General features: G+C 71.0%; 10 protein-coding genes. 3 read left to right on the forward strand and 7 right to left on the reverse strand.

From position 1 onward, the window contains the following. Positions 1-4 precede the first annotated feature (4 nt). The 3 genes from ACFC0Z_RS13305 to ACFC0Z_RS13315 all read left to right on the forward strand — a co-directional run bounded on the left by ACFC0Z_RS13305 (position 5) and on the right by ACFC0Z_RS13315 (position 5,877). Positions 5-3,880, forward strand: coding sequence for an endo-alpha-N-acetylgalactosaminidase family protein (locus ACFC0Z_RS13305; RefSeq protein WP_376436259.1), 3,876 nt, complete (start codon positions 5-7; stop codon positions 3,878-3,880). Positions 3,881-4,081: 201 nt separating this feature from the next. Further along, positions 4,082-5,665 carry an acyl-CoA carboxylase subunit beta gene (locus ACFC0Z_RS13310; RefSeq protein WP_376436262.1) on the forward strand — a complete coding sequence of 528 codons (1,584 nt, stop codon included), beginning with the start codon at positions 4,082-4,084 and terminating at the stop codon, positions 5,663-5,665. Positions 5,666-5,679: 14 nt separating this feature from the next. Then, complete coding sequence (locus ACFC0Z_RS13315) at positions 5,680-5,877, forward strand: acyl-CoA carboxylase subunit epsilon (protein ID WP_376436265.1); 198 nt, start codon at positions 5,680-5,682, stop codon at positions 5,875-5,877. A 102-nt stretch (positions 5,878-5,979) separates the two neighbouring features. On the opposite strand, the gene ACFC0Z_RS13320 is transcribed toward ACFC0Z_RS13315, so the two are convergent. The 7 genes from ACFC0Z_RS13320 to ACFC0Z_RS13350 form a co-directional block, all read right to left on the reverse strand. Then, entirely contained in the window at positions 5,980-6,561 is a 582-nt protein-coding gene (locus tag ACFC0Z_RS13320) for an ATP/GTP-binding protein (protein ID WP_015036414.1), read from the reverse strand. Continuing rightward, positions 6,542-7,117, reverse strand: a complete 576-nt coding sequence (locus tag ACFC0Z_RS13325) for a DUF742 domain-containing protein (protein WP_376436268.1) — start codon at positions 7,115-7,117, stop codon at positions 6,542-6,544. The genes ACFC0Z_RS13320 and ACFC0Z_RS13325 overlap by 20 nt, the downstream gene beginning before the upstream one ends. Positions 7,118-7,207: 90 nt before the next feature. Then, positions 7,208-7,621 (reverse strand): roadblock/LC7 domain-containing protein, encoded by a 414-nt coding sequence (locus ACFC0Z_RS13330; protein ID WP_026057603.1) that lies wholly within the window; start codon positions 7,619-7,621, stop codon positions 7,208-7,210. Between the two features lie 7 nt (positions 7,622-7,628). Continuing rightward, entirely contained in the window at positions 7,629-10,949 is a 3,321-nt protein-coding gene (locus tag ACFC0Z_RS13335) for a nitrate- and nitrite sensing domain-containing protein (protein ID WP_376436271.1), read from the reverse strand. 338 nt (positions 10,950-11,287) lie between these two features. Continuing rightward, positions 11,288-11,878 (reverse strand): ATP/GTP-binding protein, encoded by a 591-nt coding sequence (locus ACFC0Z_RS13340; protein ID WP_376436273.1) that lies wholly within the window; start codon positions 11,876-11,878, stop codon positions 11,288-11,290. Continuing rightward, positions 11,859-12,263 (reverse strand): DUF742 domain-containing protein, encoded by a 405-nt coding sequence (locus ACFC0Z_RS13345; protein WP_017235980.1) that lies wholly within the window; start codon positions 12,261-12,263, stop codon positions 11,859-11,861. Before ACFC0Z_RS13345 ends, ACFC0Z_RS13340 begins: the two co-directional genes overlap by 20 nt. Positions 12,264-12,430: 167 nt before the next feature. After that, a complete protein-coding gene (locus tag ACFC0Z_RS13350; protein WP_030496942.1) occupies positions 12,431-12,844 on the reverse strand; it encodes a roadblock/LC7 domain-containing protein in 414 nt (137 codons plus the stop codon). Between the last annotated feature and the right edge of the window lies 1 nt (position 12,845).

Below are 12,845 nucleotides of genomic sequence, written 5' to 3' on the forward strand. Positions count from 1 at the left end.
CCGCATGTCCTTCCCCCTCCGCTCACGCCGCCCATCCCGGCTCCGTACGGCCTGCGCGCTCGCGGTCGTCCCGGTCACCGCCCTCGCGCTCGCGGGACCCGTCCACGCGGCGGGCCCGCGGGCCGGCGGCGCGACCGTCGCGGCCGCGGGCGCGGCCATCGCCTCCGCCGAGCTCACCGTCGCCGTCGCCGAGGACTTCCCCCGCGTCCTCTCGTACACGGACCGCGCGAGCGGCGCCCGCCTCCTCGGCAGTACGGCCCCGGTCACGCAGGTCGTGCTCAACGGCACCGCCCACACCGTCGCGGCCAAGGCCGCCCCCGTCCTGACGGCGACCTCCGCCGCGTACACCCTGACGTTCCCCGCCCTGCCGGGCGTCGAGATCGACGCGCGCCTCTCCGTCGAGGGCAGGACCACCACCTTCCGGGTCACCGCCGTCCGCGACACCGAGGCCTTCCGTGTCGGCACCCTCGACATACCCGGCCACGACCTCGTCTCCGTCGGCTCCTCCGACGCCGGCGCCGCCACCGCCTTCACCCGCCTCGACCCCGACTCCACCCGCACCGCCGACGTCTTCGCCCAGGTCACGGCCGCCACCCCGGCCGAGGCGGCCCCGGTCGGCGCGAGCTACGCGATCGTCAGCACCGGGCGGCTCGCCGCCGCCGTCGAGTCGAACTCCAGCTACGACAAGCCCGCCGGAGCCTCGGCCCGCGACGGCGCCCGCTTCTGGCACCAGGCGAGGGCGGCCGCCACCGCCACCGGCACCGAGACCCGCGTCGGCGTCTGGTCCGGCCAGTGGACCTACCGCGGCGCCGGCGCCCCCGCCCCCGAGAGCGGCGAGAACCTCCCCTGGGCCAAGGTCGTGGTCACCCCCGACGCCAACGCCGACGGCGCCACCGACTGGCAGGACGGCGCCATCGCCTTCCGGGCGATCGGGATCAAGGCCCCCGGCAGCGACGGGACCCCCGACCGGGTCGTCGCCCACATCCCCTTCAACTTCGCCTCGAACGCCACCCACCCCTTCCTGCGCACCCTCGACGACGTCAAGCGGGTCTCGCTCTCCACCGACGGACTCGGTCAGTTCGCGCTGCTCAAGGGGTACGGCTCCGAGGGCCACGACTCCGCCCACCCCGACTACGGCGGCAACTACAACAAGCGCGCCGGCGGCCTCGCCGACCTCAACACCCTCCTGCGGGAGGGGAAGAAGTGGGGCGCGGACTTCGGCGTCCACGTCAACGCCACGGAGTCGTACCCTGAGGCGAAGAACTTCAGCGAGACCCTCGTCGACAGAACCAAGCCGGGCTGGGACTGGCTGAACCAGAGCTACTCCATCGACCAGCGCCGGGACGTGAACAGCGGCGACCTCGCCCGCCGCATCCAGCAGCTCCGCGACGAGACCGACCCGGCCCTCTCCACGCTCTACATCGACGTCTACTACACGCACGGCTGGATCGCCGACAAGACGATGCGGGCCGTCCAGGCGCAGGGCTGGAACGTCGCCACCGAGTGGTCCGAGAAGTTCGAGCACGCCTCCCTCTGGTCCCACTGGGCCAACGACCTCGACTACGGCGGCGCCACCAACAAGGGCCTCAACTCGAAGATCATCCGCTTCGTCCGCAACGGCGAGAAGGACATCTGGAACAACCACCCGGTCCTCGGCCAGACCGCCCTCGTCGACTTCGAGGGCTGGACCGGCGAGAACGACTGGAACGCCTTCTCCGCCAACATCTGGCAGCGCAACCTGCCCGCCAAGTACCTCCAGCACCAGAGGATCACCCGCTGGAACGGTGACGACATCACCTTCACCGGCGGCGTCCGCGGCACCGTCGAGAACGGCCGCCGCACCTTCTACGAGAACGGCCGCAAGGTCCTCGACGGCGACGCCTACCTGCTCCCGTGGGACGGCGGCACGAAGCTCTACCACTACAACAAGACCGGCGGGAAGACGAGTTGGGCCGTCCCCGCGGGGAGCGGCACGTACACCGTGTACAGGCTCACCGACAACGGCCGCGTCCGCGTCGGCACCGCCAAGCCCGTCAACGGCCGCGTCACCCTCGACGCCGCCGCCGGACAGCCGTACGTCCTCCACGCCACCGCGCCCGCCGCCGCCGACCCCCGGTGGGGCCAGGGCACTCCGGTCAAGGACCCCGGCTTCAACGACGCCAGGCTCACCGCCTGGACCAGGACCGGCGCCGTCGCCCGCGACACCGACGACCGCGGCCGCAACAGCGCCCGGCTCACCGGCTCCGCCACCGCCTCCGTACGCCAGCAGGTCACCGGCCTGACCCCCGGCGCCCGCTACACCGCCTCCGCGCTCGTCGAGGTCGAACCCGGCAGGACCCGCCCGACCACGCTCTCCGCCGGCGGGCGGTCCGTCACCGTCAATCGCTCGGTCCTGGAGGACCGGGTCGCCGCCTCCGACTGGAGCGGCACCCACTTCCAGCGCGCCAAGGTCACCTTCACCGCCCCCGCCACCGGCACCACCACGCTGAGGATCGAGGCCGCGAGCGGCTCCACCGCCGCCGTCCGGCTCGACGACGTCCGGATCGTCGCGAACGACCCCGCGACCAGGCCCGGGACGGTCGTGTACGAGGACTTCGAGGCCGTCGACCAGGGCTGGGGCCCCTTCCTCAAGGGCGACGCGGGCGGCACCACCGACCCGCGCACCCACATCGCCCAGCTCCACGCGCCCTACACCCAGGCCGGCTGGAACGGGAAGGCGATCGACGACGTCATCGGCGGCGCCGAGACCCTCAAGTCCCACGACGAGAACAGCGGCCTCGTCTACCGCACCGCGCCCTGGACCGTCCCGATGGCCGAGGGCCGCAGCTACCGCGTCGCGTACGACTACCAGTCCAGCGAGGCCGGCGCCTACGAGTGGGTCACCGGGTACGACCGGTCCACCGGCCAGGGCAACGCCCTGGAGACCCGCCGCACCCCGATCGGCGAGCAGCGCACCACCGGCCACTTCGCCGAGACCGTCACCGCCGGCTGCGGCGACACCTGGGTCGGCCTGCGCAAGCGCGAGGACGCCCCCGCCGGGGCCGACTTCGTCCTCGACGGCTTCACCGTCACCGACCTCGGCCCGGCCACCGAGCGCGCCGCCTGCGGCACGCTCGCCGTCACCGCCCCCGAGACCCTGGAGCCCGGCCGCCCCCACGAGGTGACCGCCGCCTTCGGCAACGACGAGGCCGTCACCGTCTCCGGCGCCCGCGCCGAGCTCACCCTCCCCGAGGGATGGACCGCCGAGCCCGCCGGCCCCGTCACCCTCGACGCCGTCGCCCCCGGTGCCACCGCCACCGCCACCTGGCGGGTCACCCCTCCGGTGGACGCGGCCTACCGTCCGTACACGCTCGGCGCGGGCGTCTCGTACGCCGTCGACGGCGCCGATCGGAAGGTGACCGCCGCCCGGACCGTCCGCACCCTGCCCCCGCCGCCGAGTGCCGACAGCTGGGCGAGCGACCTCGACTGGACCTCCGCAGCCAACGGCTGGGGCCCCGTCGAGCGCGACCTCTCCAACGGGGAGACCGGCACGGGCGACGGGACCCCGCTGCGCGTCGGGGGAGTGACGTACGCCAAGGGCCTCGGCACCCACGCCCCGGCCGCCGTCCGCTACTACCTGGGCGGGAAGTGCACCTCCTTCACCGCCGAGGTCGGGGTGGACGACGTCCAGGCCACGCGCGGTAGCGTGCAGTTCTCCGTCCGCGCGGACGGGGTGACCAAGGTGTCCTCCCCGGTCCTCGGGGCCCCGGACGCCGCCTGGCCGCTCACCGCCGACGTCACCGGAGCCGCCTACGTCGACCTCGTGGTCGGCGACGGCGGGGACGGAAACGGCAACGATCACGCCGACTGGGGGAGTGCCCGCTTCCACTGCGGTGGCTGAGCCCGCCCCATGAGGCCCGATCCGTGAGGCCCGACCCCTGCGGCGCAGGTCTATGTCAGAACCCTACAATCACCTGGGGTCTCAGGCTGTCGACTTGCGCCGTAGGGGTACCCCTTATGTCAAGCCCCACCAGTTATCGACGCGGGAGACTGTACGGAGTCGACGGCGGAATTTTCTTGCTCGACTTCGTAGGGTCAGTACATGACCGTTGTGGACCAGATCCCGAGCGAGCCCGCTGACGCCCGTGGCCGAGTGGCCGAGCTGCACGTCCTGCGCGAGCAGGCCCTCCGTGGCCCGAGCGAGCGCGCCACCGAGGCGCAGCACGCGAAGGGCAAGCTCACCGCTCGCGAGCGCATCGAGCTCCTGCTCGACGCCGGTTCCTTCAACGAGGTCGAGCAGCTCCGCCGCCACCGCGCCCAGGGCTTCGGCCTGGAGGCGAAGAAGCCCTACACGGACGGTGTGATCACCGGCTGGGGCACCGTCGAGGGCCGCACGGTCTTCGTCTACGCGCACGACTTCCGGATCTTCGGCGGCGCCCTGGGCGAGGCCCACGCCACCAAGATCCACAAGATCATGGACATGGCCATCGCGGCCGGTGCCCCGCTGGTCTCCCTGAACGACGGCGCCGGCGCCCGTATCCAGGAGGGCGTCTCCGCCCTCGCCGGCTACGGCGGCATCTTCCAGCGCAACACCAAGGCCTCGGGTGTCATCCCGCAGATCTCCGTGATGCTCGGCCCCTGTGCCGGCGGCGCGGCCTACAGCCCGGCCCTCACGGACTTCGTCTTCATGGTCCGCGAGACCTCGCAGATGTTCATCACCGGCCCGGACGTCGTCAAGGCGGTCACCGGCGAGGAGATCACCCAGAACGGCCTCGGCGGCGCCGACGTGCACGCCGAGACCTCCGGCGTCGCGCACTTCGCGTACGACGACGAGGAGACCTGCATCGCGGAGGTCCGCTACCTCCTGTCGATGCTCCCGCAGAACAACCGCGAGAACCCGCCGACCGTCGCCTCCGAGGACCCGGCGGACCGCCGCTCCGAGGTCCTCTTCGACCTGGTCCCGGCCGACGGCAACCGCCCGTACGACATGCACAAGGTCATCGAGGAGCTCGTCGACGACGGCGACTACCTGGAGATCCACGAGCGCTGGGCCCGCAACATCATCTGCGCCCTGGCCCGTCTCGACGGCCAGGTCGTCGGCATCGTCGCCAACCAGCCGCAGTCGCTCGCCGGTGTCCTCGACATCGAGGCCTCCGAGAAGGCCGCCCGCTTCGTACAGATGTGCGACGCCTTCAACATCCCGATCATCACCCTTCTGGACGTACCCGGCTTCCTGCCCGGCGTCGACCAGGAGCACGGTGGAATCATCCGCCACGGCGCGAAGCTGCTGTACGCCTACTGCAACGCGACCGTGCCCCGGATCAGCCTGATCCTGCGCAAGGCCTACGGCGGCGCCTACATCGTCATGGACTCCCAGTCCATCGGCGCCGACCTGACGTACGCCTGGCCCACCAACGAAATCGCGGTCATGGGCGCCGAGGGCGCCGCCAACGTGATCTTCCGCAAGCAGATCGCCGAGGCCGAGGACCCCGAGGCCATGCGCACCCGCATGGTCAAGGAGTACAAGGCCGAGCTGATGCACCCGTACTACGCGGCGGAGCGCGGCCTGGTCGACGACGTCATCGACCCCGCCGACACCCGCCGGGTGCTCATCCGGTCCCTCGCGATGCTCCGTACCAAGCACGCCGACCTGCCGTCCCGCAAGCACGGCAACCCGCCTCAGTAAGAGGAGCCACACACGTGACCACCCCTGCCAACCTCCTTCGCGTCGAGAAGGGGTCCGCCGACCCCGAGGAGCTCGCCGCCATCACGGCGGTCCTGCTCGCCCGCGCCGCCTCCCAGCCCTCCGAGGAGACCGCCCACAGCCGCTCCACGGCCGGCTGGCGCCGCCTCGAGCGCCAGTCGGGCTTCCGCCCCTCCCACTCCTGGCAGGGCTGAGCCCGCCGCTCGCCGCCCGGCCAGTACGCCGAAGGCCCCCGCTCCTTTCGAGGAGCGGGGGCCTTCGCGTGTGTCCGTCGATCGTGCCGACGTCCGTCGGGACTACCGCAGGCGGGCCATGAGGGCGTGCTCGACGAGGGTGATGAGCGCGCTCTTGGCGTCCGCGCGGTGGCGGGCGTCGGTGGTGATGATGGGGGTGTCGGGGCCGATCTGGAGGGCCTCGCGGACTTCTTCGGGCTGGTAGGGCTGGTTTCCGTCGAAGCCGTTGAGGGCGATGACGAAGGGGAGGCCGGAGTTCTCGAAGTAGTCGACGGCGGGGAAGCAGTCGGCGAGGCGGCGGGTGTCGACGAGGACGACGGCGCCGATGGCGCCGCGGACCAGGTCGTCCCACATGAACCAGAAGCGGTCCTGACCGGGGGTACCGAAGAGGTACAGGATCAGGTCCTGGTCCAGCGTGATGCGGCCGAAGTCCATGGCGACGGTCGTCGTCGTCTTGTCTCCGGTGTGCGTGAGGTCGTCGATGCCCGCGGAAGCGGACGTCATGACGGCCTCGGTACGCAGCGGGTTGATCTCCGAGACGGCGCCGACGAACGTGGTCTTGCCCACGCCGAAGCCACCCGCCACCACGATCTTCGCGCTGGTGGTTGAACGGGCCGCGCCGCCGCTAGAGCTTGCGAAGTCCACTGAGCACCCTTTCGAGCAAGGTCACGTCTGGCTGACCACCGGCGGACTCGTCGCCGCCCGGCTGGTGGATGGCGACAAGTCCCGCCTCGGCCAGGTCGGCGACGAGGATTCGGGCGACGCCGAGGGGAATGGAGAGAAGGGCCGAGATCTCCGCGACCGACTTGATCTCGAAGCACAGCCGGCAGATCCGCTGGTGCTCGGGCAACTGCCCCTGCAGCCGGGCGGGATCGGCCGTCGTGCTGACCAGCGCCTCGATGGCGAGCTGGTAGCGCGGCCGGGTACGGCCGCCGGTCATCGCGTACGGACGGACGAGCGGGTTGTGCCCGCCCGAACCGCCCGACGGGGACGGGACGCGCGGAGTGCTCGGCGAGCCCGCGGGCATGGTCTGCGGGGCATACGGACCCTGAGGAGCCTGCGGCTGCTGGTAGGGCTGCTGCGTCATGCCCTGTCTGCTGGGAGCGGAGGGAAAGTTGAACCGGTTCTGCGCGGTGCCGTCCAGCGGCGCCTGATGCGCGTCATATCCGTTGTACTGGCTCGCGCCAGGGGGTGTTCCCACGTTTCCTCCTCCGACTGCCTCGCGGTCCATGTCCCTTGGAACCGCCACCGCACCTTACGGTGCGGTGACGAGAAACGCACGGTCTGTCTGTTAGTTGAGCAGACTTCCCTGAAGTTCCGCCCGGAGATCGGGAGTCAGGACGGTGCCCGCGCGGTCCACGAGCAGCGCCATCTCGTACCCCACGAGACCGATGTCGGCCTCCGGGTGGGCGAGGACGGCCAGCGAGGAACCGTCCGAGATCGACATGATGAAGAGGAAGCCGCGCTCCATCTCCACGACGGTCTGGTTGACCGCGCCGCCCTCGAAGATCCGGGACGCGCCCGCGGTCAGCGAGGTCAGTCCGGAGGCGACGGCCGCCAGCTGGTCGGCGCGGTCGCGGGGGAACCCCTCGGACATCGCCAGCAGGAGTCCGTCGGCGGAGACCACCACCGTGTGGGACACCCCGGGGGTGTTGTCCACGAAGTTGGTGATCAACCAGTTCAGATTCTGCGCCGCCTGGCTCATGCTCACACTAACGCTCCTGGTTGTAGGTACTGCCCGGGCCGAAGCCCGATCCGTTCGTGTCCGTACCCGCGCTGCGTCCCTGCTGGACACCGCGGCGCAGGTTGCTCAACCTGCCCCGGACGTCCTCGGGTGCGCGGGAGACCTGGGGGCCGCCCTGCGGGGTCTGCTCCGCCGTGCCCTCGACCAGATTGGCCTTGGGGACTCGCCGGGGGAGACCCGAGGAGGTGACCCCGCCGGCCTTCGGGTCCTTGAGCTTCCCGGCCCGCTGCCAACGCTCGTCGTTCGTCGAGCGCCAGGCCTCGGAGCCGTCGGCTTCGTCTCGCTGCTGCTCCGCCGGCCCCGCCGGCTGCGGGACCTGCGCCGGCTGCTGCGCCTGCGCGGGCTGCTGGGCCTGTGCGGGCGGTGCCTGGCGCGGCACCTGCTGCGTCTGCTGGCCGACGCTGCCGCGGCGCGGCAGACCTGCGTCGGTCAGCGCGTGACCGGCGTCCGGGGCGGGGCTCGGAGCGGTGCCCGGACGGTCGAAGCCTACGCGGTCAGGGGCCTGTTCGGGAGCGGTAGGAGCAGATTCCGCTTCCGCTCCGTACGCCTGCTCGTAGCCGCCCTGGTAGGCGTTCTGGTCCTGCCACTCACCCTGCTGGGCCTGGGAGTCGAACGCGTTGCCGTACTGCTGGTGTTCGACGACCGGAGTCTCGTACGGGGCTTCCGCATAGCCGGCCTGCGGGTAGGCCTCGTAGCCCTGCTGCTCGTACTCGCCGGTGTACTCCTGGGAGTAGGCCTGCTCCTGCGCCGGGGCGTACTCGCCCTGGTACTCGGCGGCGTACTCCTGGCCGTACCCCTGCTGCTGCGCGTACTCCTGCGGGGCGTACTCCTGCTGCGGGTACTCCTGGCCCTGCGCGAACTCCTGGCCGGGGGCGTACTCCTGCGCGTACTCCTGCGGGGCGGCGGCCTGGCCGAACTCCTCCGCGGCCGGCTCCTGCTCCTGGAGCCGTTCGCCGAGGGTCGCGCGCCGGTCCTCACGGGACAGCGAGCGGTTCACCGGGTCGAGGTCGAGCTCGGACGCCTCGTCGGACCGCTGCTCGTAGCGCGAGTCGTCGAAGCCGAGATCGGCGGCGGTCAGCATCGTCTGCGGGGCCGGGGCCTCGAAGACGTTCGGCTGCTGCTGCTGCGGAATGATCTGCGAGACGGTGAAGTCGTCCTGGACCGGCTGCTCGCCGCCGCCGCCGTGCGTGATCGCGTCCGGCAGCATGACCAGCGAGGTCGTCCCGGCCTGCTCGCCCGAGGGGCGCAGCTGGACCCGGATGCCGTGTCGGTCGGCGAGGCGGCCGACCACGAAGAGGCCCATGCGCTGGGAGACGGCGGCGTCCACGGTCGGCGGGTTCGCCAGCTTGTGGTTGATGTCCGCGAAGTCCTCGGCGGTGAGGCCGATGCCCTTGTCGTGGATCTCGACCATCACGCGGCCGTCGGGGAGACGGGTCGCGGTGACGCGGACCTTGGTCTGCGGGGAGGAGAACGTGGTGGCGTTCTCCAGGAGCTCGGCGAGCAGGTGGACGAGGTCGGTCACGGCCTGGCCGTGGATCTCGGCCTCCGGGACGCCGGCCAGCTCGATGCGCTCGTACTGCTCCACCTCGGAGGAGGCGGCGCGCATGACGTCGACCAGCGGGACGGGCTGGTCCCAGCGGCGGCCCGGCTCCTCGCCGGCGAGGACGAGGAGGTTCTCGCCGTTGCGGCGCATACGGGTGGCCAGGTGGTCCAGCTTGAAGAGGTTCTCCAGCTGGTCCGGGTCGGCCTCGTTGTTCTCCAGGTCGGTGATGAGGGTCAGCTGGCCCTCGATCAGCGACTGGTTGCGGCGCGAGAGGTTGGTGAAGATCGCGTTGACGTTGCCCCGGAGCATGGCCTGCTCGGCGGCGAGCCGGACGGCCTCGCGGTGGACCTGGTCGAAGGCGCGGGCGACCTCGCCGATCTCGTCCTGCGAGTCGATCGGGATGGGCTGTACGCGGGTGTCGACCCGGCCGGGCTCGGTACGGGACAGCTGGTCGACGAGCATCGGCAGGCGCTGCTCGGCGATGCCGAAGGCGGCGTTGCGCAGCTCGCGCATCGAGCGGCTCATCTGGCGGGCCATCATCCCGGCGAGGACGAAGGCGGCGAGCAGGGAGACGACGACGATGCCGCCGTTGACCCAGGCATCGGTCTTGGCCTCGTCGGAGACGCGGATGGCCTCGTTCACGGCCTTGTCCACGAGGGACTTCTCGACCTCGCTGTAGCCCTCGAACTTGGCGGTGGCGATGCCCATCCAGGTCTCGGGCGTGATGGCCTGGGCCTTGAGGGCCGCCAGGGCCGTGGGGGTCTTCGCGCTGCCGATGGCGGCGGCGGTGCCGGAGTAGACGGAGCCGTCCTTGCCCTTGGGGGGCTGGACCGGAAGGCTCTGCATCTCCTTGGCGCCGTCGGCGGCCTTGCGGGCCATGACCTTCTTGAGGAGTTCGACGTCCTCGGGCATGCCGCCGGAGACGAACTCGCCGAGGGCGATCTGCTCCAGGTAGTTGTACGAGTTGAAGGCCACCGACTGCTGGGCGAAGACGCCCGCCTGCTGGCTGGGCCGGACGAGCAGCTGGGTGCCGATGGAGCGCTGGAGCGACTCGGCGCCCTTGGCGAGCTGGATCGCGTAGACGCTGCGGCCGTAGGCGGTGACGTTGCCGGTGCCGAGGCCGAGCTCGTTGGAGAACTCGGTGAGGTAGTGCTGGACGCCGGTGTACTGGAGCTGGGTGTTCACCGGGTCGAGCCCGGCGCTGTACGCGGACTTGCGCAGCGCGGCGAGCTTCGGCTCCTCGGCCCGGAAGAGCTTGAGGCGGCGCTCCAGGCCCTGGCCCGAGGGGAGGTTCCTGGCGGCCTCGTCGAACTTCAGCCGGGCGGCGTCGGTGGCGGCGTACGCCTTCTCGACGGTCTCGCCCTTGCGGTCCTCGGGGGTCTTCGCGGCGAGCAGCGGAGCGGCCGTGAGGTCCCGCTCGTTGAGCAGGGCGGTGCTGTACTCCGACGCGGCCTTCACGATGAGGGCCGTCTTCTCGGCGTCCTGCGCCTCCTGCCAGGTGTCGATGGACCCCTTGACCTGGAAGCCGCCCATGACGAGGCCGACGAGCGAGGGTATGAGGAGGATCGCGTTCAGGCGGGTGGGCACGCGCCAGTTGCGCGGCGACAGCTTGCTCGAGTTGCCGGGGGCGGCCGGGGCCGGCGGCGGGGTCACGGGCACGTCCGCGGGCGACATCGCCGTGCGCGACGGCGGGGTGAAGTTGCCCCGTGTCTCCTGCTCCTCGGAGCTTTCCTTGCTGCGCCTCACTCGACCAACAACCTCTCGGCGTCGGCACCTACGTTGTGCCGTGTTTCGTTCAGGGCCGTACTACTCGGGAGTTCATGAATTCCAGCACGTGAAGGGGTTCCGTTCCAAACACCGGAAATCGACCCCGTCCCACCTTGTGGACCTTGCGTAAAACGGGCATAAAGAGCGAGCCCCGCCAAAAGGCGGGGCTCAGGTGAGCGCAGTGACACCGACCGGATGCGTCGGGTGTCCGAGGCGCCCGAATTCTCTGTCGGATTGTTATGAACACGGGGACGGTCGTGGCGAAGGCCACAGACCGTCCCCAGGTGTTGGCATATGCCCGACTGATGCGTGAGGTGTTACTTGAGGCGGGCCATGAGGGCGTGCTCGACGAGGGTGATGAGCGCGCTCTTGGCGTCCGCGCGGTGGCGGGCGTCGGTGGTGATGATGGGGGTGTCGGGGCCGATCTGGAGGGCCTCGCGGACTTCTTCGGGCTGGTAGGGCTGGTTTCCGTCGAAGCCGTTGAGGGCGATGACGAAGGGGAGGCCGGAGTTCTCGAAGTAGTCGACGGCGGGGAAGCAGTCGGCGAGGCGGCGGGTGTCGACGAGGACGACGGCGCCGATGGCGCCGCGGACCAGGTCGTCCCACATGAACCAGAAGCGGTCCTGACCGGGGGTACCGAAGAGGTACAGGATCAGGTCCTGGTCCAGCGTGATGCGGCCGAAGTCCATCGCCACCGTGGTGGTGGTCTTGCCGCCGGTGTGGGTCAGGTCGTCGATCCCCGCGGACGCGGAGGTCATCACGGCCTCGGTACGCAGCGGGTTGATCTCCGAGACGGCGCCCACGAACGTGGTCTTGCCCACGCCGAAGCCGCCCGCCACGACGATCTTCGCGCTGGTGGTCGACCGGCTGGGAGCGCCGGCGCCGCCGTCAGAGCTTGCGAAGTCCACTGAGCACCCTTTCGAGCAGTGTCACGTCCGGCGTGCCGCCGGTCTCTCCGTTGCCCGGCTGGTGGATGGCCACCATGCCGGCCTCTGCCAGGTCGGCGACGAGGATCCGGGCGACGCCGAGCGGCATCGACAGGAGGGCCGAGACCTCGGCCACCGACTTGACCTCGCGGCACAGGTGGCAGATCCGCTGGTGCTCGGGCAGCAGCGTGGCGAGGTGCGCGGGGTCGGCCGTGGTGCTGACCAGCGCCTCGATGGCGAGCTGGTAGCGCGGCCGGGTCCGGCCGCCGGTCATCGCGTAGGGACGTACCAGCGGCTGGTCGCCCTCATGTCCGTACTCGTCGACTGAGGCGCCGTACGGATCGTGAGAGGCGGGGGGCGGGGTCATGAATCCTCCGGGCGTGACAGCGAACTTCCGCCGTCGGATGGGGCCGGTGGGGGGCCGGTTGGGGCGGCCGGACGATGAACGGGCCAGGGCGGTACGGAGGGGCGTACCGCCCTGTCGGGCAGGTGCGGTGAGCCGGTCGCCGGGTCACGGGACGGCTCGGGCCTGGCCTAGTGGAGCAGGCTGCCCTGGAGCTCCGCGCGGAGGTCCGGGGTGAGGACGCTGCCGGCCCGGTCGACCAGCAGCGCCATCTCGTAGCCCACGAGGCCGATGTCGCACTCGGGGTGGGCGAGTACGGCCAGCGAGGACCCGTCGGAGACCGACATGAGGAAGAGGAAGCCGCGCTCCATCTCCACCACGGTCTGGGCGACGGGACCGCCCTCGAAGATCCGGGACGCCCCCGCGGTCAGCGAGGTCAGTCCGGAGGCGACCGCGGCGAGCTGGTCCGCGCGGTCGCGGGGGAATCCTTCGGACATGGCCAGCAGGAGTCCGTCGGCGGAGACCACCACCGTGTGCGACACCCCGGGGGTGTTGTCCACGAAGTTGGTGATCAACCAGTTCAGATTCTGCGCCGCCTGGCTCATC

Source organism: Streptomyces sp. NPDC056144 (genome assembly GCF_042264145.1).
GTDB lineage: Bacteria > Actinomycetota > Actinomycetes > Streptomycetales > Streptomycetaceae > Streptomyces.